Source organism: Hyphomicrobiales bacterium (genome assembly GCA_016710435.1).
Lineage (GTDB): Bacteria > Pseudomonadota > Alphaproteobacteria > Rhizobiales > Aestuariivirgaceae > Aestuariivirga.
The window spans coordinates 202,886-226,946 of the sequence record JADJVV010000001.1; the positions used below are offsets into that span (position 1 = coordinate 202,886).

General features: G+C 63.1%; 26 protein-coding genes. 10 read left to right on the plus strand and 16 right to left on the minus strand.

Features of this window, described 5'->3' with window-relative positions:
* From glpD to IPM06_00990, 3 genes are read left to right on the plus strand one after another with little or no spacing between them, the layout of a single operon-like run.
* Positions 1-1,530: a glycerol-3-phosphate dehydrogenase gene (gene glpD, locus IPM06_00980; GenBank protein MBK8768985.1), complete on the plus strand. Its 1,530-nt coding sequence runs from the start codon at positions 1-3 to the stop codon at positions 1,528-1,530.
* Positions 1,527-3,011: a glycerol kinase GlpK gene (glpK, locus tag IPM06_00985; GenBank protein ID MBK8768986.1), complete on the plus strand. Its 1,485-nt coding sequence runs from the start codon at positions 1,527-1,529 to the stop codon at positions 3,009-3,011. Before glpD ends, glpK begins: the two co-directional genes overlap by 4 nt.
* On the plus strand, positions 3,008-3,997 hold the full coding sequence (locus IPM06_00990) for a class II aldolase (GenBank protein MBK8768987.1): 990 nt from the start codon (positions 3,008-3,010) through the stop codon (positions 3,995-3,997). Before glpK ends, IPM06_00990 begins: the two co-directional genes overlap by 4 nt.
* Here the strand turns inward: IPM06_00990 and IPM06_00995 are convergent.
* On the minus strand, positions 3,994-4,689 hold the full coding sequence (locus IPM06_00995) for a type 1 glutamine amidotransferase (protein ID MBK8768988.1): 696 nt from the start codon (positions 4,687-4,689) through the stop codon (positions 3,994-3,996). The two genes, IPM06_00990 and IPM06_00995, sit on opposite strands and share 4 nt — an antisense overlap.
* A 135-nt stretch (positions 4,690-4,824) precedes the next feature.
* Between IPM06_00995 and IPM06_01000 the strand changes: the two genes are divergently transcribed.
* On the plus strand, positions 4,825-6,042 hold the full coding sequence (locus IPM06_01000; protein MBK8768989.1) for an MFS transporter: 1,218 nt from the start codon (positions 4,825-4,827) through the stop codon (positions 6,040-6,042).
* Positions 6,039-7,022 (plus strand): asparaginase, encoded by a 984-nt coding sequence (locus tag IPM06_01005; protein ID MBK8768990.1) that lies wholly within the window; start codon positions 6,039-6,041, stop codon positions 7,020-7,022. The genes IPM06_01000 and IPM06_01005 overlap by 4 nt, the downstream gene beginning before the upstream one ends.
* Here the strand turns inward: IPM06_01005 and rbsK are convergent.
* From rbsK to IPM06_01025, 4 genes are all read right to left on the minus strand, one after another.
* Positions 7,019-7,948 (minus strand): ribokinase, encoded by a 930-nt coding sequence (rbsK, locus tag IPM06_01010; protein ID MBK8768991.1) that lies wholly within the window; start codon positions 7,946-7,948, stop codon positions 7,019-7,021. The genes IPM06_01005 and rbsK overlap by 4 nt on opposite strands.
* On the minus strand, positions 7,948-8,415 hold the full coding sequence (locus IPM06_01015; GenBank protein ID MBK8768992.1) for a ribose ABC transporter: 468 nt from the start codon (positions 8,413-8,415) through the stop codon (positions 7,948-7,950). Before IPM06_01015 ends, rbsK begins: the two co-directional genes overlap by 1 nt.
* Before the next feature lie 50 nt (positions 8,416-8,465).
* Entirely contained in the window at positions 8,466-10,520 is a 2,055-nt protein-coding gene (locus IPM06_01020; GenBank protein ID MBK8768993.1) for an NADH:flavin oxidoreductase, read from the minus strand.
* A gap of 93 nt (positions 10,521-10,613) precedes the next feature.
* Positions 10,614-11,666 (minus strand): ABC transporter ATP-binding protein, encoded by a 1,053-nt coding sequence (locus tag IPM06_01025; GenBank protein ID MBK8768994.1) that lies wholly within the window; start codon positions 11,664-11,666, stop codon positions 10,614-10,616.
* Between the two features lie 199 nt (positions 11,667-11,865).
* Between IPM06_01025 and IPM06_01030 the strand changes: the two genes are divergently transcribed.
* The 3 genes from IPM06_01030 to IPM06_01040 all read left to right on the plus strand — a co-directional run bounded on the left by IPM06_01030 (position 11,866) and on the right by IPM06_01040 (position 14,614).
* Complete coding sequence (locus IPM06_01030) at positions 11,866-13,203, plus strand: homoserine dehydrogenase (GenBank protein MBK8768995.1); 1,338 nt, start codon at positions 11,866-11,868, stop codon at positions 13,201-13,203.
* A gap of 76 nt (positions 13,204-13,279) precedes the next feature.
* Positions 13,280-14,242 (plus strand): sugar kinase, encoded by a 963-nt coding sequence (locus tag IPM06_01035; protein ID MBK8768996.1) that lies wholly within the window; start codon positions 13,280-13,282, stop codon positions 14,240-14,242.
* A gap of 111 nt (positions 14,243-14,353) precedes the next feature.
* Positions 14,354-14,614, plus strand: a complete 261-nt coding sequence (locus IPM06_01040; GenBank protein ID MBK8768997.1) for a hypothetical protein — start codon at positions 14,354-14,356, stop codon at positions 14,612-14,614.
* Positions 14,615-14,691: 77 nt separating this feature from the next.
* Here IPM06_01040 and IPM06_01045 read toward each other — a convergent pair whose 3' ends face one another.
* From IPM06_01045 to IPM06_01060, 4 genes are all read right to left on the minus strand, one after another.
* Positions 14,692-14,973 (minus strand): 30S ribosomal protein S21, encoded by a 282-nt coding sequence (locus tag IPM06_01045; protein MBK8768998.1) that lies wholly within the window; start codon positions 14,971-14,973, stop codon positions 14,692-14,694.
* 110 nt (positions 14,974-15,083) lie between these two features.
* A complete protein-coding gene (locus tag IPM06_01050) occupies positions 15,084-16,157 on the minus strand; it encodes a 5-(carboxyamino)imidazole ribonucleotide synthase (protein MBK8768999.1) in 1,074 nt (357 codons plus the stop codon).
* Positions 16,157-16,645: a 5-(carboxyamino)imidazole ribonucleotide mutase gene (gene purE / locus IPM06_01055; GenBank protein MBK8769000.1), complete on the minus strand. Its 489-nt coding sequence runs from the start codon at positions 16,643-16,645 to the stop codon at positions 16,157-16,159. Before purE ends, IPM06_01050 begins: the two co-directional genes overlap by 1 nt.
* An 8-nt stretch (positions 16,646-16,653) precedes the next feature.
* Complete coding sequence (locus tag IPM06_01060; protein MBK8769001.1) at positions 16,654-16,860, minus strand: DUF465 domain-containing protein; 207 nt, start codon at positions 16,858-16,860, stop codon at positions 16,654-16,656.
* 136 nt (positions 16,861-16,996) lie between these two features.
* Here IPM06_01060 and IPM06_01065 point away from each other — a divergent pair, with 136 nt between their 5' ends.
* Positions 16,997-17,179: a DUF465 domain-containing protein gene (locus IPM06_01065; GenBank protein ID MBK8769002.1), complete on the plus strand. Its 183-nt coding sequence runs from the start codon at positions 16,997-16,999 to the stop codon at positions 17,177-17,179.
* Positions 17,180-17,257: 78 nt separating this feature from the next.
* On the opposite strand, the gene IPM06_01070 is transcribed toward IPM06_01065, so the two are convergent.
* A complete protein-coding gene (locus tag IPM06_01070; GenBank protein ID MBK8769003.1) occupies positions 17,258-18,250 on the minus strand; it encodes a hypothetical protein in 993 nt (330 codons plus the stop codon).
* 96 nt (positions 18,251-18,346) lie between these two features.
* Between IPM06_01070 and IPM06_01075 the strand changes: the two genes are divergently transcribed.
* Positions 18,347-18,742 (plus strand): hypothetical protein, encoded by a 396-nt coding sequence (locus tag IPM06_01075; GenBank protein ID MBK8769004.1) that lies wholly within the window; start codon positions 18,347-18,349, stop codon positions 18,740-18,742.
* On the opposite strand, the gene ettA is transcribed toward IPM06_01075, so the two are convergent.
* From ettA to IPM06_01105, 6 genes are all read right to left on the minus strand, one after another.
* The gene (gene ettA, locus IPM06_01080; protein MBK8769005.1) at positions 18,739-20,394 is read right to left on the minus strand and encodes an energy-dependent translational throttle protein EttA; all 1,656 of its coding nucleotides are present in this window, start codon (positions 20,392-20,394) and stop codon (positions 18,739-18,741) included. The genes IPM06_01075 and ettA overlap by 4 nt on opposite strands.
* 82 nt (positions 20,395-20,476) lie before the next feature.
* Positions 20,477-21,295, minus strand: a complete 819-nt coding sequence (locus tag IPM06_01085; GenBank protein MBK8769006.1) for a tellurium resistance protein TerC — start codon at positions 21,293-21,295, stop codon at positions 20,477-20,479.
* Positions 21,296-21,325: 30 nt separating this feature from the next.
* Positions 21,326-21,628 carry a hypothetical protein gene (locus tag IPM06_01090; protein MBK8769007.1) on the minus strand — a complete coding sequence of 101 codons (303 nt, stop codon included), beginning with the start codon at positions 21,626-21,628 and terminating at the stop codon, positions 21,326-21,328.
* Positions 21,625-21,963: a hypothetical protein gene (locus tag IPM06_01095; protein ID MBK8769008.1), complete on the minus strand. Its 339-nt coding sequence runs from the start codon at positions 21,961-21,963 to the stop codon at positions 21,625-21,627. The genes IPM06_01090 and IPM06_01095 overlap by 4 nt, the downstream gene beginning before the upstream one ends.
* Positions 21,960-23,372 carry a radical SAM protein gene (locus IPM06_01100; protein MBK8769009.1) on the minus strand — a complete coding sequence of 471 codons (1,413 nt, stop codon included), beginning with the start codon at positions 23,370-23,372 and terminating at the stop codon, positions 21,960-21,962. The genes IPM06_01095 and IPM06_01100 overlap by 4 nt, the downstream gene beginning before the upstream one ends.
* Positions 23,353-24,051 carry a prolipoprotein diacylglyceryl transferase gene (locus IPM06_01105; GenBank protein MBK8769010.1) on the minus strand — a complete coding sequence of 233 codons (699 nt, stop codon included), beginning with the start codon at positions 24,049-24,051 and terminating at the stop codon, positions 23,353-23,355. The genes IPM06_01100 and IPM06_01105 overlap by 20 nt, the downstream gene beginning before the upstream one ends.
* Positions 24,052-24,061 lie beyond the last annotated feature (10 nt).

A 24,061-nucleotide genomic window follows, 5' to 3' on the forward strand; every position in this document is an offset into this window, starting at 1 on the left:
ATGACACAGGAAAAGACGTACGATCTCTTCATCATCGGCGGCGGCATAAATGGCTGCGGCATCGCCCGTGACGCTTCGGGACGGGGCCTCAGCGTCTTCCTGGCCGAGCAGAACGATCTGGCTTCCGGCACCTCGTCCAAGTCGACGAAGCTCATCCACGGCGGCTTGCGCTATCTCGAACACTATGAATTCCGGCTGGTGCGGGAAGCGCTGATCGAACGCGAGGTGCTGCTCAGATCCGCGCCCCACATCATCTGGCCGTTGCGCTTTGTCCTGCCTCACCACGACGGCCTGCGCCCACGCGCCCTGCTCCGCCTTGGCCTGTTTCTTTACGATCACCTGGGCGGCCGGAAGATTCTTCCGCCCACCCGCACCGTCGACCTGACATCGGACGTGACCGGCCAGCCGCTGAAGCCCGACTACAGCGTGGGATATGAATACTCCGATTGCTGGGTGGAGGACGCCCGCCTCGTCGTCCTCTCCGCCCGCGACGCCGCCAAGCGCGGCGCCGAAATCCGTACACGGACGAAATGCACCTCTGCCCGCCGCGAGGATGGCGTGTGGAAGATCGGCATTGAGCGCGACGGCAAGACGGAAACCATCTCGGCGCGCGTACTGGTCAACTCCGCCGGCCCGTGGGTGAGCCAGGTTCTGGGCGAGGTAGTGGGCCGCAACGACCCCGACAAGATCCGCATGGTGAAGGGCAGCCACATCGTCGTTGACCGCCTCTATGACCACGACCGCTGCTACATCTTCCAGAATGGCGACGGGCGCATCTGCTTTGCCATTCCCTACGAGCAGAATTTCACGCTCATCGGCACCACCGACATGGATCACCACGGCGACCCCGGAAAACCGGAAATTTCAGAACAGGAGACGGATTACCTGCTCAAGTCCGTCAGCGAATATTTCCGCCGCCCCGTGACGCGCGAGCAGTTGCGTTGGGCCTATTCGGGCATCCGCCCGCTCTATGACGATGGCGCATCGAAGGCCCAGGAAGCCACGCGCGACTACGTGCTGAAGCTCGACAATCCGCAAGGTACCGCGCCCGTGCTCTCGATCTTCGGCGGCAAGATCACGACCGCGCGCAAACTCTCGGAAGCCGTGATGAAGGAACTGCAGCCCTTCTTCCCCACCATGAAGGGATCATGGACCGCCAATGCCGCCCTGCCCGGCGGAGACTTTCCGTGGAATGAAGTCGAGCAGCGCATCAGCGCCTTGCAGAAAGCCTATTCGTTCCTCAAGCCGGCAATCATCCGCCGCCTCTTCCGCGCCTATGGCACGGAGGCGGAAGGCATTCTCGAAGGCGCCCGCTTCGCCTCCGACCTGGGCCAGAGCTTCGGGCCGCTCAGCGAGCGCGAAGTCGCGCACCTCCGCGAAAGGGAATGGGCCGAAACTGCCGACGACATTCTCTGGCGGCGCTCGAAACTTGGCCTTCACATGAAGCCGGAAGAACAGCAGGCCCTGCGCGACTATTTCGAAAGCGCCGCGAAAGGCGCCAAGAAGAAAAAGGTGAAGGAAACGTCATGAGCACGCATCTCCTCGCCATCGACCAGGGCACCACCTCGTCGCGGGCCATCGTGTTCGACAAGAACCTGAAGCCGAAGGGATCAGGCCAGCAGGAATTCAGGCAGTACTTCCCCAAGGCCGGTTGGGTGGAACACGATCCGGAAGAAATTTGGGCCTCCGTTCTCGCCACCTGCAAGGTAGCGCTGCGCAAGGCGAAAGTGAAAGCCTCCGCCATCGCCGCGATCGGCATCACCAACCAGCGCGAGACCGTGGTGGTGTGGAACCGCAAGACGGGCAAACCCATCCACAAGGCCATCGTCTGGCAGGACCGCCGCACCTCCGGGGCCTGCAAGGACCTCAAGGACCAGGGCCACGAAGACCTCTTCACCGCCAGGACAGGACTGCTGCTCGATCCCTATTTCTCCGGCACGAAGCTCGCCTGGCTTCTGGACAATGTAAAGGGCGCGCGGGCGAAGGCCGAAGCGGGCGAACTGGCTTTCGGCACCATCGACACCTTCCTCATCTGGCGGCTCACGGGCGGCAAGGTGCATGCCACGGACGCAACCAATGCGTCGCGCACGCTGCTCTACAACATTCACACCGGCGCGTGGGATGACGCCTTGCTCCGCCTCCTCGACATTCCCCGGTCCCTCCTCCCGGAGGTCAGGGATTGCGCCGCCGACTACGGCATGTGCGACGCGAAACTCCTTGGCGCCGCCATTCCGATCGGTGGCGTGGCGGGCGATCAGCAGGCTGCCACCATCGGCCAGGCCTGTTTCGAACCGGGCATGATGAAATCCACCTACGGCACGGGATGCTTCGCGCTCCTCAACACGGGCGAAAAGGCCGTGCCTTCGCGGAACCGCCTCCTCACCACCGTCGCCTATCAGCTCAACGGCAAGCGCACTTATGCTCTGGAAGGCGCGATCTTCATCGCCGGAGCCGCCGTGCAATGGCTGCGCGATGGACTCAAGGTCATCTCATCGGCAAAGGACACGGGCGCGCTGGCCAAGGCGGCGGATGCCACCCAGCAGGTCTATCTCGTGCCCGCCTTTGTGGGGCTTGGCGCACCGTATTGGAATGCCGAGGCGCGCGGCGCCATCTTCGGTCTGACGCGCGGCACCACCAACCGCGAACTGGCAAAGGCCGCGCTGGAAGCTGTCTGTTACCAGACGCGCGATCTCCTGGAGGCCATGCAGAAGGACTGGGGTTCCACCGGCAGCACCGTTCTGCGCGTCGATGGCGGCATGACCGCCTCCGACTGGACCATGCAGAACCTTGCCGACATGCTCGATGCTCCCGTGGACCGTCCCAAGGTGCTGGAAACAACGGCCCTGGGTGCCGCCTATCTCGCAGGCCTGCACGCCGGCCTGCTGCCGCCTCCCGAACAATTCGCCACCCGCTGGTCCCGTGACAAGCGCTTCTCCCCCAAAATGAAATCCGCCGAGCGCGACGCCAAGTACGCCGGCTGGAAAGATGCAGTCAGGAAACTCTTGTCGTGAACAGCCCCGAATTCCACGCCCTCCGCCGCCTCTCCGCCAAGGTGGGCAGCGATCCCCTCCTGGTCCAGGCCGCCGGTGGCAACACCTCCATCAAGCAGGGCGACGTCATGTGGATCAAGGCGTCGGGCACTTGGCTGCGCGACGCCGCCGCCAAGGACATCTTCGTACCGCTGGACATGGCGCGCCTGTCGGCGGCGCTCGCAGCCGATGACCCGGCTTGCGAATCCTGCACCGACTTCGTGCGACAGGACATCAACCCGCTGGGCTTGCGTCCGTCCATCGAAACATCCGTCCACGGATTGATGCCGCAGAAGATCGTGGTCCATGTCCATTGCGTCAACACCATCGCGCTTGCCATCCGCAGCGATGCGGAAGAAGTGCTGGGCGCAAGGCTCAAGGCCTTCAACTGGGCCTTCGTGCCCTATGCCCGCCCCGGCCTCATGCTCTCGCGGGCCATCCGCAAGGCCTATCGCCCCGGCGTGGATGTCCTCGTCCTCGGCAACCATGGGCTTGCCGTCGCCGCCGGAAGCGTCATGGAAGCGGAAGCGTTGCTGAACCGCGTCGTGGCCGCCCTCGAAGCCCCTGTCCGCGACTTCGGCAAACCCGACCTGGCCGCCCTCGCCGCCATGGCCGCGGGAAGCGCCTACCGCCTGCCGGAAGACCCGGAATGCCACGCCATCGCCCTCGACGAGCCATCGCGCCGCGCCGCCTGCACCAATGTCTATTACCCCGACCATGTGGTGTTTCTGGGCACATCCATTCCGGATGACATGGCTTCCGGCGCTGCCGCCGTCGCCATACCGGGCAAGGGCGTGCTGGTGAACGTCGCGGCCAAGCCCTCGATCGAACCCATGGTGCGCTGCGCCGGCGACGTTTTCCGCCGCCTTCCGGCCACGGCACCGCTCAAGGCTCTCACGGCAGGCGAAATCGACCAGCTCCTGAACTGGGACGCAGAGAAATACCGTCAGACGATGAAGGCGGTCTAGGCGGCCTTGCGCAGGCTCACACCATCCGCCAGCGCATCGAACATGGACTGGCTGACCCGGCGCATCGCAGGCATCAGCGGCAGGGCCTCCGCGCGCACCCGCCAATAGGCGTTGGGGCCAAGCGCTGCTTCCAGCCATTGGATATATTGCGGCAGGTGCGCCCAGCGATCCACCAGTGCAGGCGTCAACTCGCCATGGAACTGCGTGCCCACCATGCAATCACCCAGCGCCATGATCTGCACGGGCGAGATGGTGGACGAGGCCAGCACCTCGGCTCCCGGCGGCAGCGCACTCACTTCCGCGTGGTGCCACTGCATCATGCGGATGGTGCGCGGCAGGCCCGCCACGAAGGGATGGCGCGACGTCACCTTGATGCGGCCAATGCCAACCTCCGCCGCCCGCGCGAGACCGACGGTTCCGCCCGCGGCTTCCGCCAGAAGCTGCAGGCCCAGGCACACGCCGAAATAGGGACGGTTGCGCTCCAGCGCCCACTCGCGGATCGCCTGTTTTTCCGCCAACAGCCAAGGGTGCGCGTCGTGTTCCCACACGTCCATGGCCCCGCCCATGACCAGCAGGAAATCATACGGCGCAAGCGATGGGATCGCTTCGCCCCGGTGCAGCATGACGGTATCCAGGGACACGCCGCGGGCGGCCAGAAACGCGCCGAACAGGCCGGGCGGCTCATCATCCATGTGTTGAAAGCAAAGGGCGCGTGAGATCATTGCTGTCCAATCCGAAAACGGGAACGCGCTACATAGGGCGAACGAATCAGAATGCAAGGATTCGATTGACCTCCGCCGTCCTTCCGCCAAACCTGTAAACAAATCATGACGACGACCCGCCGCACCCTCTTCCTCGCCCTCTTCCCCTTCGCCCTGGGCTACCTCCTCAGCTACCTGCTGCGCGCTGTGAATGCCGTCGTTGCCCCGGAGCTGGTAAAGGAATTCGCCATCGGCCCCGCGGAACTCGGCCTCCTCACCGCAGCCTATCTGCTGGCCTTCTGCGCCTTCCAATTGCCGCTGGGCGTGCTGCTGGACCGCTTCGGCCCCCGCCGGGTGCAAACAGCCCTGCTGCTGGTCGCGGCCACGGGTTGCGCCGCCTTCGCCGTGGCCCCCGGCTTCGTCACCCTCGTCCTCGCCCGCGCCGTGATCGGCCTCGGTTTCTCGGCCGGTCTGATGGCCAGCTACAAGGCAAGCTCGCTCTGGGTGCCGCTTGAGCGGCGCTCGCTCGCCAATGCCACCATCATGTCCATGGGCGCGCTCGGTCTTGTGGTCGCCACCGAACCGACCGCACTCCTCTCGGCCGCGATCGGCTGGCGCAACGTCTTCCTGCTCTTCGCCGCCTGCATCGTGGCATCGTCGATGTTCATTTTCTTCGCCGTGCCGGAGCGGACGGAGAAAACAGCGGCCGCAGGCTTTGGCCAGCAGTGGCGCGATCTCCTCAACATCATGAAGCTGCCCCTGTTCTGGCGTGTGGCGCCACTCCTCGGCCTCACCGCAGGCATTCCCATCGCCTACCAGACGCTGTGGGCCGGCCCCTGGTACCGCGACGTGCTGGGCCTTGCGCCACTGGATGTGGCCCGCCACCTCTTCTGGATGGCGGTGGCCTTCATGGGCGGAATCCTCACGGTGGGCTTCGTTGCCGACCGTCTGCAACGGCGCGGCATCGGCCCCATGACGACCATGCTCGGCTGCCTCGCCCTCCACACGGCGGCACAAGCCCTCATCGTGCTGCAGGTGAAGTCACTGGCATTCCCCGCCTGGCTGGTGTTGGCCGCCGTGGGACAATCGGCGATCCTCGCCTTCCCGTGGTTTGCAAGACACGTGGGCGAGAGCCTCTCAGGCCGTGCCAACGCCACCATCAACTTCTCCATGTTCGTCTGCGCCTTCCTCATCCAGTACGGTGTAGGCGTGGTGATCAGCCTCTTCGCGCCCGTGGCTGCCGGCTACGACCCGCGCGCCTATGCCTGGGCCATGGGCCTCTGCCTTGCTTTGCAGCTGGCGGCCCTGCTCTGGTACCTTTTGCCCCGCAAGGAGAACGCATGACCGACAACCCCGTCATCGCCGTAGTGAAACGCGGCAGCACTGTGGAAAGCCGCCACCGCGGCGCCTTCGCCGTGAGCGACCGCAGCGGCAGGATTGTGCGCCAGGCAGGCGACATCAAAAGCCCGGTCTTCCCGCGTTCGGCGATCAAGGCCTTCCAGTGCCTGCCGCTCATCGAAAGCGGAGCCGCCGCGCGCTACGGCCTCACCGACGAGGAGATTGCCCTGTGCTGCTCCTCGCACAATGGCGAGCCGGAACACCTGCGCGTCGCCGCCTCCATCCTCGCCAAGGCGGGAAACAGCGAAGCGCTCTACGAGTGCGGCGTCCACTGGCCCCATGAGCGTAAGGACGTGATCGGCCTCGCGCTCGCAGGCGAGGAGCCGCGCGCCATTCATAACAACTGCTCGGGCAAGCACGCCGGCATGCTGGCTTTGGCGCGGCAACTGGGCAGTGATCCCAACGGCTACGTGCTGCAGGATCATCCCGTGCAGCAGGCCGTGGCGGAGGCCATCAATCGCTATTGCGATGTGAATGTCGCCGAAGCGCCCGTGGGCATCGACGGCTGTTCCGTTCCCACCTGGGCCTTCCCTTTGCGCAACATGGCGCTTGGTTTCGCCCGCCTCACGGATCCCGCCAACGCGGGCGCACAGTGGATCATCCGCGCCGCCCGCGCCCATCCCTTCATGATCGCCGGCAGCAACCGTTACGACACCACGATCATGCAACAGGTGCCGCGCCTCTTCATCAAGGTCGGGGCGGAGGGCGTTTATTGCGGCAGCATTGCCCACGCCGGTCTGGGCTTTGCCCTGAAATGCGATGACGGTTCCTTCCGCGCCGCGGAGGCCGCCGTTTCGGAGATGCTGCTTGCCCTGGACGTGTGGACGGCGGACGAACGCAAGGCTCTCACATCTCACGCGCACACCACCCTCACCAACTGGCGCGGCATCGATGTCGGCAGCGTTGATGCAGCGGTTGGCGGCTAGCCCCGCGCCAGCAAGGCCAGGGCTTCCTGCAAGGACGGCACGGATGAAGCGGCACCGGGCCGCGTGACGGAAATGCCGGCAACCGCCGCTCCGAAGCGGGCGGCATCCTCTGGCGCTTCACCCCGCGCAAGTGCGGCGGCAAAACCGCCGTTGAAAGCATCGCCTGCGCCCGTGGTGTCCACCACCTTGCCAACCTTGAAGATGGGAATATGGGTTGAGGCCGCCGCGCTGTGCAGCAAGGCCCCCTGACCACCGAGCGTGATCAGCGCCGCACCCGCGCCCTTCCGCAGCAGCACGTCACCCGCTTTCCGGGCTGATGCAAGGTCCGTGACCTCCACGCCCGTGATGCCCGTGGTCTCGCTCTCGTTCGGCGTCACGTAATCACACAGGCGGAAGATCGCATCATCCAGCGGCGCCGCTGGCGCGGTGTTGAGGATGGTGATGGTGCCCGAGGCCTTGGCGATTTCAAGCCCGCGCACCGCCGCCGGAATGGGCTGCTCCAACTGCGTGAGAAACACGCTGGCGCCACGAATGGCATCCGCATGACGGTCGATGTCGGCAGCCGTCAGCGTGCCCGCCGCCCCCGGCACCACGATGATTGCATTGGAGCCGGTTCCGTTCTGCACGAAGATATAGGCCGCACCCGTGGAGTTGTCGGCGACCCGTTCGACGAGAACCGTGACGCCTTCCCGCTCCAACATGGCAATGCCCGCCGCGCCGAAATCATCCCGGCCCATCTTGCTGATGAATGTCGTCTTGGCGCCGGAGCGCGCGGCGGCGACCGTCTGGTTCGAACCCTTGCCGCCCGGCCCCATGCCGAAGGACGTGCCGAGCAGCGTCTCGCCCAGCACCGGCTGCCGGTCCGCCCGGAAAATCAGGTCGGCATTGTAGACCCCGAGAACACAGACGCCCGACTTCTCCGTCATCACGAATCTCCGGGCATCTTCGCATCGGGCGTGACGACGCCCATCTTGAACAGGAAGCAGCCGTAGAACCGGCGCTCCTGCGATTGCACCACGCAATAGGATCTCTTCGCCTGCTCATAGAAGGCGAAACGCTCCATGGAGGCGAGCGGCCATGATCGCCCCTCCGCCCGGTCGATCTCCTTCTGCACCGCCTGTTGCACGGGCGGCACTTCCTGCGGCGTTCCCACCATCTCCATGCGGATCGCCGCACCATCCACGAACGTATCGAGCGGCATCACCGAGAGAATGGCACGCGCAGCGCGGGGAGCATCGGCGGCGATATGCAACGCCCGTCCATAGGTGGTGAGACGTCCCACGGCATCCGCCGGGAAGTTCGAGTCACACAGGATGAGGTCGTTGCCATGGCCCATGCTGGCCAGCGCATGCAGCAGTTCTGCATTGAGAAGCGGATCGATCGACTTGAGCATTGTATCCTCCTGACCGGAGGTTGCACAAAGCCGCGCCGCTTCGCAACGGGTCAGATGTCCTTCATCAACCTCAGCGCGTCATAGATTGCAGCGTGTGTGTTGCGCGCCGAAACGGCATCACCGATGCGGAACAGCTGAAACGCGCCAGCGGAGTTGGTGACGACTGTCTGCGGCTGGCCCGCGATCAGTGCCGTGTAGTCCACCTCACCCCTGTTGCGCGACTTTGGCTTGAGCTGGAAATACAGCTCATCAAGCGGCCGCGTTCCATGGTTGACGACGACCTGGTCGAACATCCGCTCCTTGCGCACACCGCCGTAATCGCTGCCGATGATGCCGCGCAACTGGTTGCCGTCGCGCACCACGCTCTCCAGCCGGAACGTGACCGTGAAGGTGACGTCATGCTTCTGGAGTGCCCGCATATAGGGAACGAGATTCATGCCCATGACTTCCGGCGCGAAGGAGCGGTCCGGCGTCATGATCTCCACCTTGGCGCCAGCCTGCGTCAGCGTTTCCGCGGCCATCAGGGCCGTGTGGTCGCCGGCGTCATCATAGAGCAACACATTGCTGCCTGGCTTCACGTCGCCCGAGAGAATGTCCCAGGCCGAAACCACGAGTTCGTTGCCGTCCTTCAACACGTCTGTGTGCGGCAGGCCACCCGTGGCGATGATCACGACATCGGGAGAAAGTGATTCCACATCAGAGGCTTCTGCATAGGTGTTAAAGCGGAACTTCACCCCCAGGCGGTTGCACTGGGCCATGCGCCAGTCAATGATGCCGATCATCTCCGCACGGCGCTTGGAGAGCGAGGTGAGACGGATCTGGCCACCGGCCTGATCCGCAGCTTCGAACACGGTGACGCTGTGGCCGCGCTCCGCCGCCACGCGCGCCGCTTCCAAACCCGCAGGGCCAGCACCCACGACAACCACGGTCTTCTTCACCGCCGCCTTGGGAATGTCATGCGGCATGCTCACTTCGCGGCCCGTGGCCGGATTGTGGATGCAGTAGGCATCACCACCCTGGTAGATGCGGTCGAGGCAGTAGGTGGCCCCCACACACGGGCGGATATCGTCCTCGCGCTTCTCGATGATCTTCCGCACGATGTTCGGATCGGTCATGTGCGCCCGCACCATGCCGATCATGTCAACCTTGCCGGAGGCGATGGCGTGGCGGGCGGTGGCAACGTCAGGAACGCGCGCTGCATGGAAGGTCGGGAAATCGGTGCCCGCGCGGATTTCACCAGCGAAGTCGAGATGCGGCGCGCTGGGCATGCCCTGCACGGGAATGACATCGGTGAGCGCGGCATCCGTTTCGATGTGTCCGCGGATGATGTTCTGGAAGTCGATCAGGCCCGAGGCCTTGAGGCGGCGGGCGATCTCCAGCCCTTCTGCCTTGGTGATGCCGTTCTCCATGGCTTCGTCCGCCGTGAAGCGCACACCCAGCAGCATCTTCTCGCCCACGCGCTTGCGGATTTCGCGCAAGGTGTCGAACAGGAAGCGCAGCCGCGTATCGAGCGAGCCGCGGCCGTAGGGTCCGTCCATTTCATTGGTCGCGGGAGAGATGAACTGGTCCAGCAGGTGACCGTAGCATTCGAGTTCGATGCCATCCATGCCGGAGGCCTTCACCCGCTCGGCGGCATCGCCGAAATCCTTGATGATGCGCGCAATGTCCCAGTCCTCGATCACCTTGGGGAAGGCGCGGTGCGAGGGCTCGCGGTTGTGCGAGGGAGAAACGACGGGAAGCCATTCGCCCTTGGACCAGCCGGTGCGGCGGCCAAGATGCGTGAGTTGAATCATCACGGCGGTGCCTTGGTCATGCACCTCGTCCGTCATCTTTTTCAGCCAGCCCACCACCTCGTCGCGATGGAGCAGCACGTTGTTGAAGACCGGCGGTGAATCCTTCGACACGGCGGCAGAGCCCGCCGTCATGGTCAATGCAATGCCACCCTTGGCACGCGCCACATGGTAGGCGCGGTATTTGTCCTTGGGCATCCCGTCTTCCGGATACGCCGGCTCGTGGGATGTGATCATCAGACGATTCTTGAGCGTCAGATGCTTGAGCGTGTAGGGCTGAAGGAGCGGATCGGAACTGGAAACGAGCGTTGTCATGGCTTCATTGTGTCTGAAGCCGCGCGCCATCTCAAGGTGGCATGTGCCGAAAAAACCTCAACCGGGCGGAGTGTTAATCTCACGCCAACGGATTTACGCCCGAATGCGCTGCCCCGAGTCCGCGGCGAACAGATAGATGCGGCTGGTGTCGAAGTTCAGTGACACGGGCGTGTCGATGGCCTGGCGGTAATTGCGGTCGGCCCGCGCCACCAGCAGCTTGCCGCCCTGGTTCACGGCCAGCAGCGTCTGGTCGCCAGTGGGCTCCACGGAATAGACGCGCGTGGTCACATGCCCATTGTCCTTGGCGACGCTCACGTCTTCCGGACGGATGCCGAGCGTGACCTTGGCGAGGCTGCCCTTCCCGGCGCCCGGAACGCGGATGTCCGGCGCGATGAACGTGCCGTTTTCCAGCGAGCCCTGGATGAGGTTCATGGGCGGTGATCCGATGAAACCGGCGACGAACACATTGGCCGGATCGTTGTACACTTCGTCGGGTGTGCCGAGCTGCTGGATGCGGCCCTTGTCCATGACGGCCACGCGGTCGGCCAATGTCATGGCTTCGATCTGGTCGTGGGTCACATAGATGGTTGTTGTCTGCAGCCGCTTCTGGATGTGCTTCAACTGCGCCCGCATGGTGAGACGAAGCTTGGCGTCGAGGTTGGACAGCGGCTCGTCCATGAGGAACACGCGCGGATGCCGGACGATGGCGCGGGCCAATGCCGCGCGCTGGCGCTGTCCGCCCGAGAGGGCCTTGGGCTTGCGTTCCAGGTAGTCGCCGAGTTCCACCATGGCTGCGGCTTCGCGCACCAGCTTCTCGTGCTGGTCCTTCGGCACGTTACGCATGCGCAGCGGGAAACGGATGTTCTCGTAGATCGACATGTTGGGATAGAGCGCATAGCTCTGGAACACCATCGCCACGTCGCGGTCGCGCGCATCCACATCGTTGATGCGTTCGCCGTCGATGAAGATGTCGCCGCCGGTGAGATCTTCGAGGCCAGCCACCATCCGCATGGTGGTCGTCTTTCCACAGCCCGACGGCCCGAGGAACACGATGAATTCCTTGTCCTTGATCTCCAGGTCGATGGCGTCGACGCCCACGACGCTGCCCCAGGCCTTGGTGACTTTCTTCAGGCTGATGGATGCCATGTCCCTATTCCCTCCCAACTCCGCCGCATTGGACGTCTTGCTCTTGAGCGGCCTCCGGTGAGCCCCTATTGGACGGCGAACGTCCGCCTCTCGGGACCACACAAATCGGCCTTGCCGATCGCTTTATAGCACATATTGACACTTGTAAAAACAAAAGTATCTTAATGACCACTTTTTCAAGGAAGCGGACACACACCCCATGACGTCATCCAAGACTCCGGCCTACACGGGCAACCTGCCCGCCGACCTCGCCGCCCGCCTTGCGGCCACGGGGCGTCCCATCCGCGTGGGCCTGATCGGCTCCGGCGAAATGGGCACCGACATCGTGACCCAATGCGACCAGATGACGGGCATCACCGTTGCCGCCATCGCCGAGGTCCGTCCTGGGGCTGCGGCAAAGGCACTGCACATCGCAGGCCGCGATTCCGCCAGCCACCGCGATGCCAACACGCAGTCCAGCTTTGATGCAGCGCTCGAGTCTGGCAAGACCGCTCTCACGGAGAATGCGCAACTGGTCTGCTCCAGCCCGCATGTGGATGTGGTGATCGATGCCACCGGCAGGCCGGGCGTCGGCGCCGAGATCGGCCTCACCGCCATGGAACACGGCAAGCATCTGGTGATGATGAACGTCGAGGCCGACGTCACCATCGGCTCCTATCTCATGCGCGAGGCCAAGCGTCTCGGCGTCGTCTATACGCTGGGCGCGGGCGATGAACCGTCGTCCTGCATCGAACTGATCAACTTCGTGAAGAGCCTTGGCTACCCCATCGTGGCGGCTGGCAAGGGCAAGAACAACCCGCTCAACATCAAGGCCACGCCCGACGAGTATGCCGCCGAAGCCAAGGCCCGCAACATGAATGCCCGCATGCTGGTGGAGTTCGTGGACGGCTCGAAGACCATGGTCGAAATGGCCGCAATTTCCAACGCCACCGGCCTCGTGCCGGATTGCCCCGGCATGCACGGCCCCGCAGCGACACTGGACGTGCTCGCCGAAACCCTGTGCCCCAAGGAGGACGGCGGCGTGCTCTCGCGCACCGGTGTTGTGGATTATTCGATCGGCAAGGGCGTGGCGCCGGGTGTCTTCGTCATCACCAAGGCTCCGCATGCGCGCATCCACGAACGCCTCACCGACCTGAAGATGGGCAAGGGTCCCTACTTCAAGTTCATCCGCCCCTATCACCTCACCAGCCTCGAAGTGCCGCTCTCCTGCGCTCGCGCCGTGCTCTACAAGTCGGCCGACATGGTGCCGCTGGATGCGCCCGTCTCGGAAGTCTGCGCCGTCGCCAAGAAGGACCTTGTCCCCGGCGAACGTCTCGATGCCATCGGCGAATATACCTATCGCGCCTGGATCATGGAGCGCGGCGAGGCAGCGGTTGCCAAGGCCGTGCCTTGCGGTCTCCTCGAAGGTGGCAAGGTCACGAAACCGATCAAGATGGGCGAACTCCTCACCACGGCCAATTGCGCAGTGGATACGGCCTCCAAGATCTACGAACTGCGCCAGCGGCAGGACAATATGCTGAAGGCCAAGGCCGCCTGATCACGTATACGACGGCCGGGACATGTCCCGGCCTTTTCATGTCAGACGGAACAGCAAACGAACCGGGAGACTCGCCATGCCGCGCTACGACTATTCCTCGATGGGCTTCTACACCTACGATTGCCTGGGCTGGCCCTTCTCCGAAGTCCCGCCCGGCGGCGGCACCGTCTTCCTCGATGAGATCACGCTTGCGGTTTCGGGTGCGGCGGGAACAGCGACCATTGCGGCAGCAAAGATGGGTCTCAGCACGCTGGCCGTGGGCGGCGTCGGCGACGACATCATGGGCGACTGGGTACTTGAACGCCTCCGCCACTTCGGCGTCGATGTCTCCACCATGCAGCGCAAGCCCGGCTGGCGCACCTCGTCATCGATTGTGCTCACGCGGGCCAACGGCTCACGCCCGGCGCTGCACATGCGCGGCGCCACCAAGGATTTCTTCGTGGATGAAAGCATGTTCGCGCAGGTGACCGATGCCAAGGTCTTCCACCTCGGCGGCGTGGGCCTCACGGAAGCGATGGACGCACGCCAGGGCGACATGAGCCAGAACGCGAAAGTCATGAAGGCGGCTCAGGCCGCGGGCGCGCTCACCACTCTCGATATCTTCGCCGGCTCGAAGAAAGACCTCCCCGCCGTCGCCGATGTTCTTCCGTATACGGATTATTTCATTCCGTCGATCGAGGAAGCCCAGGCCCTGACCGGCATGACCGACTATGGCGACACAGCGAAGTACTTCCTCGACATGGGCGTGCGCGCCTGCGTCCTCACCCTGGGTGGCGACGGTGCCTATTACCACGACCGCGACGGCGTGACGTTCACCATCCCGGCCTTCGACATCACGGTGAAATGCACCTGCGGCTGCGGCGATGCCTTCAACGCCGGTTATGCCGTGGGCCTGGTCAAGGATTTCGACGCCGAAACGCGCGTGCGCTTTGCTCAGGCCACCTCCGCGCTCAATGCAACGGGCCTCGGTTCGCAGGCCGGAGTCGTTGATTTTGAACACACTTTGAAGTTCATGAAGACGCAGAAGACCCGCAAATGAGTCAGCCAATCTGACTGACTTTTTTTGTACCCTTGCGGCGCAGCGTCAGTAGCGACACATTAACTTTTGTCGGGCGAGGATGTCACCGCTCAGACAGCAAAGGAGTCGCTTATGTCGAGATCTATGCGTCACACGCCGATCATTCCTGTTGCCAAGATCGAATCGGAAAAGGATGAAAAGCGGACGGCCCACCAGCGCGAGAGGAAGTGGTTGCACGACCATCTCAAACCGCAAATGGCCTGCATGGAGGACTTCGACATCAAATCCTTCCACCTCCATCCGCACGGCGGCCGCGACGAGTTCGGCAAGGGCGGCCGCGAATTCCTGGGCCACCGCGTCCGCTATGAAGATCCGCGCGCGCTGACCAAATAGAGATCAGCCCAATTCCAAATAGTGAAAGCCGCGAAGGTCACCCTTCGCGGCTTTTCTGTTCCGCTATCGGCGGAAAATTACGTGGTCGGCGCGGAGGGACCGCGGCCCGCACCCATGCCCGGACGGCGGGGCTTTTCGATCTTCTTCGGGGCCGGCAGCAGGCCTTCGCGCTGCAACTTCTTGCGGGCCAGCTTGCGGGCGCGGCGCACGGCTTCAGCCTGTTCGCGAGCCCTCTTCACCGAAGGCTTTTCATACGCATCGCGGAGCTTCATCTCGCGGAAGATGCCTTCACGCTGCATCTTCTTCTTGAGAACCTTCAGGGCCTGGTCAACATTGTTGTCACGAACGACGACTTGCAAGCGGATACCTCAGAGCAGAATAGGTTGGAACGAGGGGCCACGAGGGCCCCGGAATTGCGCGCGTCCTAGCATAGGCCAAATACCCTGTCGAGAGGGGTTTTGGACGCTTATCAACGGGGTTTGACCCTGTTGATATGGCCCATTTTCCGGCCCGGACGGGCCTCCGCCTTGCCGTAGTGATGAAAGGCCAGACCGGGCTCGCGCGCCAGCGATTCCCAGCTGAAAATCTCGGCGCCCAGCAGGTTGGTCATCACCACATCCGAATGGCGGAGCGTGGCCCCCAGCGGCCATCCGGCCACGGCGCGGATGTGCTGCTCGAACTGGCTCACCGTACAGGCGTCCTGTGTCCAGTGTCCGGAATTGTGCACGCGGGGCGCGATCTCGTTCACATAGATGACGTCCGCTCCCACGAAGAACTCCACCCCCATCACGCCCACATAGTCCAGCGTCTCCAGAAAACGCTGGGCGATGAACACGGCCTCGGCCGCCAGTTCCTCAGGCACATTGGCGGGAACCGTGGACGTATGGAGGATGTGGTTGCGGTGAACGTTCTCGGTCACTTCGAAGGCGGCCATCCGGCCATCCAGCCCCCGCGCGGCAATCACCGAGACCTCGCGCTCGAAACGGACGAAACTTTCCAGGATCGACGGCGCCCCCTTCATCTGGGCCCACGCGGCGTCGATGTCGGCAACAGAATTGATCTTGGCCTGGCCCTTGCCGTCATAACCGAAGCGCGTCGTCTTCAGGATCGCGGGCGTGCCGATCGCCGCCACCGCCGCCTGAAGATCGGCGAGCGAATTCACAGCGGCAAACTCCGCCGTGGCCGCTCCCAGTTGCCGGGCCAGTGCCTTTTCCTTCAACCGGTCCTGCGCCACTTCCAGGGCCCTGGCACCCGGCCGCACCGGCACCCGCTGCTCGAGGAAGCGGACACAATCAACGGGCACGTTCTCGAATTCATAGGTGACGGCATCGACAGTCGCTGCAAACCGCGCGAGTGCGCCTTCGTCATCGTAACCGGCAACCGTGTGGGCCGCCGACACAGGGAAGGCCGGCGAGTCGGCTTCTGGCGCGAAGATGTGGCACTTGAGGCCCAGTTGCCCGGCGGCCAGCGCCAGCATGCGGCCCAACTGGCCGCCGCCCAGAATGCCGATGATGGAGCCTGGCGGAAGAGGCTTGCCCGGCATCACGCCTCGTCCTTCGGCGCAATGGCAACCGCACCCGTCTGCTTGCCGCGGAACGCCTCCAGCCGCTTTTCCAACGCCGCATCCGACAACGCCAGGATCGATGCCGCAAGGATCGCCGCATTGACCGCGCCCGCCTTGCCGATGGCCAGCGTGCCAACGGGAATGCCCGCAGGCATCTGCACGATGGAGAGAAGGGAGTCCTGGCCCGAGAGCGCCTTGGATTCCACCGGCACACCCAGCACCGGCAGCGCCGTCATGGAGGCCGTCATGCCCGGCAGATGGGCCGCGCCCCCTGCTCCCGCGATGATGACCTTGAAGCCCGCAGCCTTTGCGCCCTTGGCGAATTCATAGAGCCGCTCGGGCGTGCGGTGGGCCGAGACGATGCGGTCGTCGTGCGCGATGCCGAGCTGGTCCAGCATGTCAGCGGCGTGCTTCATGGTCGCCCAGTCAGACTGGCTGCCCATGATGATGGCGACAGGAGCGGTCAAAGTGATCCTTATGCGATGATGTCGGGAATGAGCTGGTTTTCGACCAGGATGATCTGGTCCTTGAGACTGAGCTTCTTCTTCTTCAGGCGGCGGAGCTGCAGCTGGTCGACGTTCCCCGCCGTTTCGAGCGCCAGGATGGCCACATCAAGGTCACGATGCTCCTGCTCGAGAAGCCGCAATTTTGTTCTCAGTTGAACTTGTTCCAGCGCATCCATGAAACGGCAGCACTCCACCCGCGGCTCTCCACTATGCCCTTGTGCCGCATTCGACAAGCCCCCACTTCTGTGACATACTGATGAAGAGCCGGATCTGGCTCTGCACGGGTCGGCTCTCTCGTTCTGGAGGCGTTACATGAACCCCACTTCTTCCCTCAGCGAACTTATCGAACAGCATCATGTGCTTGAGGCCGAGCTGGCCGACGCGATGGCCCATCCGGCCTCGTCCGACGCCGAAATCGCCGCCATCAAGCGCAAGAAGCTGAAGCTGAAGGATGAAATCGAGACGATGAAGGCCAAGACAAACCAGGCCGCCTGAGCGGTCCTGACCGTCAGGCCGAGCGTCACTGCGGGGCTCCGGTTCCGCAGCATTGGTGGGTTTATTCCGCTGAAGGTTTCAGGCGGTTGCTGGCTTATCCGCAGCGGCGGGTGAAAGCACGGCGAGGCTTTTCGGTTTGATGGTGATCGTCACCGGATTTTCCAGCACCATCACCTCGCCATCCATGGTGACGAGCAGCCCCTTGCTGATCTTGCGCCGCTGCCGCCAGCCCGTGCGCGCCACCGTGACCTTGCCCGCCGTACGGGCCTCCACCGCCGGATTCTTGACGACACGGTTTGCCAGATAGTCCAGCCCAAGCCTGAACACGCTGCCGAACGACAGTGGCCCCAGCGCATAGATGCCCACCAGCCCGTCCTCCAGCGAAGCAGGCAGCGTCGGTTTCTCGCCCCCCTCCAGCGGATTGTTGCTGATGACCAGCAGCGGCGACTTCACCCGCCGCACCTCGCCATCTGCATCCACGATCACCCGCACCAGCTTGGGCCGCGCCGCCAGCAGCAGGAACGCCCGCACCCCCGCCAGCATCTTGGTGAAACGTGAACTGTATCCGATCCTCTCCCGGATGCGCCCCATGCGCGGCTGAAGCCCGAACGACACCTGATGCAGGAAGATGCGTTCGTTCGCGACCCCCACGTCAACCTTGCGTTCAACCGACGTGCCCAGTTGGTCCAGCGCTGTTTCAAGCACCGGCGAGAACCCCAGCGCCTGCACGAAGAAGTTCATGGTGCCCAGTGGCAACAGACCCATCACCACGCCGGACTCCAGCAGTTCCGATGCAACCGACGTGATGGTGCCATCACCCCCACCCGCAATGATGACGTCATGGGTCTTGCCATCACGCGCCTTGCGCACGGCGGGGAGAACATCACCATCCGCCAGCACCACATCGAGCGGCGAATAATGCGGAGAGAGTTTTTCCTGCACCAGCGCTTTGACGGAATCCGCCCCGCGGGACCGGACTGTGCCTGCCTTCGCATTCACCACCACAAGCGCTGATCGCAATGACCGCGCAGCGTTGCGCGGTGGCCTTCCCGTTCCCCTGCCCTTTGCCATTGCCGCTCCCTATGCTGCTGTGGCTCACATTGTGGTGCAATCACGAAAATGCAACAGCGACCTTGCACCTGAATCAGGCTTGCGCAAAATCAGGGCATGTACGCCTCGCTCCGCGCCGCCTGCCTTTATGCCTCGCTGGTATTTGCAGCAGGCTTTGTCCTGGGAACCGTCCGAACCCTCTGGATCGCTCCGGCACTGGGCCATACGCTGGCCGTTGCTGCCGAACTCCCGCTGATGCTGGCATGGTCATGGGTGACCTGCGGCTTGGCGATTGCGCGCACCCATATCCCGCCGGTGGCTTCCAGACGGATCGTCATGGGAGCCGCCGCACTGACCCTGCTTCTGCTCGCGGAACTCCTGCTGGCCGTGACGCTGGGCGGCGTCACGCCTTCGGAATACGCCGCAAGCTACCGCACTTTGCCCGTGCAACTGGGGCTGGCGGGGCAAGTGCTGTTCGCACTCATGCCCCTCCTTCACCACCGTACGGATTAGCGCGCGAACTGCTTGTACTTGATACGCTTTGGCATCACCGAGTCCTCGCCGAGGCGGCGGATCTTGTCGGCCTCGTAGTCCTGGAAGTTGCCCTCGAACCATTCCACATGACTGTCGCCTTCAAAGGCGAGAATATGCGTCGCGAGACGGTCAAGGAACATGCGGTCGTGGCTGATGATGACGGCGCAGCCGGCAAAATCTTCCAGCGCCTCTTCGAGTGCTGCCAGCGTTTCCGTGTCGAGGTCGTTGGTCGGTTCGTCGAGCAGCAGCACGTTGGAACCCGCCTTCAGCATCTTCGCGAGGTGCACGCGGTTGCGCTGGCCGCCCGAGAGCGTGCCCACCTTCTGCTGCTGGTCGCCGCCCTTGAAGTTGAAAGCCCCCACATAGGCGCGGCTGTTCACCTCGCGCTTGCCCAGCATGACGAGATCGTTGCCGCCGGAAATCTCCTGCCACACCGTCTTGTTCGGATCGAGCGCATCGCGGCTCTGGTCCACGTAGCCAAGATTGACGGAAGGCGCGACCTTGATCGTGCCCGAATCCGGTTGCTCCTGGCCAGTGATCATCTTGAACAGCGTGGTCTTGCCCGCACCATTCGGCCCGATGATGCCGACGATGCCGCCCGGCGGCAGCTTGAAGGACAGGTTCTCGATCAGCAACCGGTCGCCAAAGGCCTTGTTCAGGTTTTCGACCTCGATCACCGTGTCGCCCAAGCGTTCTCCACTCGGAATGATGATCTGTGCGGAATGAGACTGCACGCGCGCCTCGTTGATCTTGAGAAGCTCGTCATAGGCCTTGATACGCGCCTTGCTCTTGGCCTGGCGGGCCTGCGGGGACTTGCCCATCCATTCCGATTCACGCTCCAGCACCTTCTGGCGCGCCGCATCTTCGCGCTGTTCCTGCGCGAAGCGCTTGGCCTTCTGCGCGAGGTAGGCGGAATAGTTGCCCTCGTAGGGAATGCCGCGGCCGCGGTCGAGTTCGAGAATCCAGCCCGTGACATTGTCGAGGAAGTAGCGGTCGTGGGTAACAATCAGGATTGCACCGGGATAATCCCGCAGGTGGTGCTCCAGCCAGTTCACCGACTCGGCATCGAGATGGTTTGTCGGTTCGTCGAGCAGCAGCAGGTCAGGCTTCGACAGCAGCAGACGTGTCAGCGCCACACGGCGGCGCTCGCCACCGGAGAGCTTCGATACATCGGCATCCGAAGGCGGGCAGCGCAAGGCATCCATCGCCTGCTCCACCTGCGAGTCCAGGTCCCACAGGTTCTGCGCGTCGATCACGTCCTGCAACTTGGCAGCCTTGTCGGCATTCTCCTCGGTGTAGTCCATCATCAAGGCATTGTACTCGTCGAGGATCGCCTTCTTGGCCGCAACACCCTCCATCACGTTTTCAAAGACGCTCTTGTCGGGATCGAGATGCGGTTCCTGTTCGAGGTAGCCGCAGGTTGCACCATCGGCGAGCCATGCCTCGCCATTCCACTCCGTGTCGATCCCCGCCATGATGCGCAGCAGCGTCGACTTGCCCGAACCGTTGGGGCCGAGCACGCCGATCTTCGCGTCCGGATAAAAAGAGAGATGAACGTTGTCGAGGACCTTCTTTCCGCCCGCGTAGGACTTGGAGAGGCCTTGCATGTGATAGATGAACTGGCGTGCCATGACGTCGGAAAAACCTTGCGCAAATGGGTGAGTTGGCGCGCGGTTTAGAGAGGTTTCGGCAGACTGTAAACCAGCCTTTGAACTACGGGTTGGGCGGCCCCTTGGCTGATTCCAGGTCGAGCCGCTTCTGGTAGCGCCCCTGCAACACATCGACCACCACGAGCGCCACCACGATGAAATAGAACGTGGATTTCTCGATGGGGGTGATCTCGTAGCCAAAGAAGGCCAGATGCGCGATGTGACCGCCCTCCGCCGTCAGCATTACGCCAACGAGCAGCAGGATGAACAGGCCCAGTACCTCATAGAGCCGGTTCTTCTGCAGGAAGCGCGCCACATGGTCGGCAAGCAGCACCATCATCGCGCCTGAGAGCACGATCGCCAGCGACATGACGATGAAGTTTTTGGTGAGCGCCACCGCGGAAAGCACGGTGTCGAACGAGAACACGATGTTCATGACGAGGATCCAGAAGATCGCGGAAGCGACGCTGCGATGCTTCGGTCCTGCTCCCTCCTCATGTTCCAGATCGCTCACCGAAAGCATGTGGCGGATTTCCTTGAGCGCGGTGTTGATGAGAAACAGGCCGCCCGCCAGCACGATCAGGCTGTGGCCATTGAAATCACCATGCACGAACGGCAAGTCGATCTTGAACCAGCTGGACTGGAACATCTGGATCAGTAGCAGCACCACGAACAGCAGCACAATGCGCAGAACGATGGCGAGCAGCGTGCCCAGCTTGCGCACCCGCGCCTGCTGGTCCGGCTGCACCCGCTTGGCCTCGATGGAAATGTACAAGAGGTTGTCGAATCCCAGCACCGTTTCCAGCGCCGTCAGGATGATCAGCGTGGTGATGGCGCCGAAGGTGAAAAGCTCGGCGAATTCGCGCGACAGTTCTGCGAACATGTCTGGTCCTCTTGTTTCCGGTCCGCCGCCTTAGCCGTTTCCGCGCCGCAGAGAAAGCCACACGATGAGACACGCCACGGCGAAGGGAATGCCGCCGATCACGAGAACCGCCACGGGGTCGATGTACTGGTTCCCCTTGAGTGCATCCGGCACAAACACCAGCGAACAGCCGCCGCTGAACAGCGCCACAAGGCCGAAGATCGCCGCAATGACGAGCCGCCATGTGGACAAGCGCGGCAATCCGGCAGCCCTGCGGTTCTCTTCCCGGCGGAACAGCCAGAAGAACAACCCACCGCCTACGGCAATCAAGCCGATGAAGAACAGCGCCGTCATGATGCAGCCTCTCCCACGCGCCGGGCATAGAGCAGGCTGAGCAGGCCCTTCAGCCCGATCACGGCGCCTGCCGTCAGGAAAAACGAAGCATCTGGCCCGGCACTGGCGCCGCCCACGAACGCGCCGATGGCGAGCAGGATGTCAACGACGCCGAGGATATAGAAAGCCGGACGCCATTGCGTCTTCCAGCCGAACAGTGCGCCGAGGATCAGAATATTCAGGAAGGCAATGCCGCCCGGAATGATGGGAAGCGGCATCGCCGCAACCGAAACAATGGCGCACCCGCCCATGAACAGAACGACAATGCCGCACAATGCAGCGAGGACATATTTCATGCTGCCCCCTTCGACAGCGCCATCCGCTTCCGCGCCGCCTCGTCCCGGTAGAAAAGGTTGTAGGTATCGAACGGAATGATCTGCCCCGCCGGCGTCACGAAATGAACGCAGGAGCGCTTCACCCGGCTGATACAGAAATTGTGCGGATCAAGGAATTCCACGATGGCGATGCGGAAGATGTTCTCGTAGCCCATGCCCTCCGGCACCGGCACCTGCGGCAGGCAGCAGAGCAGCGCATCGAGCCGTTCCGGATTGTTGCACTCCACCGTCGCCAGCGAGAAGAAGTTCAGGATCTCCTTGTGAAGCTCCGGATACTTCTCGAAGGTGATGGCATTCGGCAGCGCCTCCACCAGCATGTCCTTGGGGAAGTAGGAGGTGATCGGCGCGATCTTGTCTCCGTTCCGCAACGCATAGCCGATGGCGATGGACTCCGGGTTGCAGGGCAGCGGAATGATGTCGCCCGCCGTGAAGGGCGTGCCCGCCGCAATGATCGCCTTGCGGATGTCCGACAGCACGAAACGATCCGTGGACGGATCAAATCCTTCATTGCGGCCAGCGTCCTGCACAGGCTGGAAGGTGATGCCGCGGACGCATTTCCACTGCAGGGCATGGCGGATGATATCGCCCAGTTCGTCGTCGTTTTGGCCACGCTTGACAACCACCACAAGCGTGGTTGAAATATTATATTTTTCAAGCACTTCGAGCGCCTCCCTGCGAATTCGGGTGAGGTCTGCGCCGCGCAGGTTCTTGAGCACTGAGGGCCTGAGCGAGTCGAACTGGAGATAGACCTCGAAGCCGGGCTTGAACGACGCAAGCTGCTTCACGAAATCCTCGTCCTGGGCAATGCGGATGCCGTTGGTGTTGAGCATCACATGGCGGATGGGCCGCCGCCGCGCCGCCTCCAGGATGTCGATGATCTGGGGATGGATGGTGGGTTCGCCACCAGAAATCTGCAAGAGGTCCGGCTCCACTTCGCTCGCCACCAGCGCATCCATCATCCTCTCGATCTCCGCCAGCGGACGATGGAAGGTGCGGGCCGTTGAGGACTCTGCAAAACACACCGGACACGACAGGTTGCACGCCTCGTTCACATCGATGAGGCCAAGGCAGGAATGCTGCTCATGGTCCGGGCACAAGCCGCAATCATAGGGACAACCCTCCTCCGTACGCGTCTGGAACACATGCGGCCGGTCGCCCGGCTTGATGTAGTCCTGCATCAGCTTGAAGTAGGGAATATCCGTGGAGACCAGCGCCTTCGATACGCCATGGGTCTTGCAGCGCTTGAGGTAATAGACATTTCCGTCGTCGAAGATGATCTTGGCCGGCACAAGGGCGAGGCACTCCGGGCAGAGCGACGTCGTCTGCCCGTGGAAGATATAGGGCGAGACCTTACGCAGTGGTGCGTTCATGATTTCTCCGCATCATCGTGACGGCGTAAACGGCAAGTCCGCCGCAGACAAGATGGAACAGATTGAACGGCCCCGCAACCTGCGCGTATGGCTTGAGGAATTCCCATGCAAAGCGTTGCACCGCATATACCAGCACCAGCGCATAAAATCCGTTGCGCATGAACCACGGATTTCGCCGCCCGATCAGCACCAGGGCAGCAAGGAGGAACGCCGCCATCGTGAAGCTCTCGTAAAGTTGCACGGGATGGCGCGCCACCCCGTCGCCGAGATCAACACCCCAGGGCAGCGTGGTCGGCGTGCCGTGGGTTTCATCCGCAAGTCCCGACAGGAAGCATCCCCACCGGCCCACGATCACAGTTGTGGCGAAAGCCGGGACGAAGATGAGGCCCGTGGATCCGGAGAGCCCGCGCATCCACTTGAAGAGTTCAATCGCCGTGATCGCGCCAGCGAGTGCACCAACAACGCTGCGCGCCACCATGGGCGTTCCCGACAGCACCATGTTGAGGGAGCCGAGGCCATATCCGCCCGCGGCCGCGCCCAGCAGCAACGCCATCACATACCCCGCACCGCCGGCTTCAATGCGGGCCGCTGCATCCGACAGGCGCCAGCGATAGCAGAACGCCGTCACCCCGAGTGAAGCAACGGCGGCCAGCAGGTCGAAGAACGTGTGAATCACCATGCCTCATCTT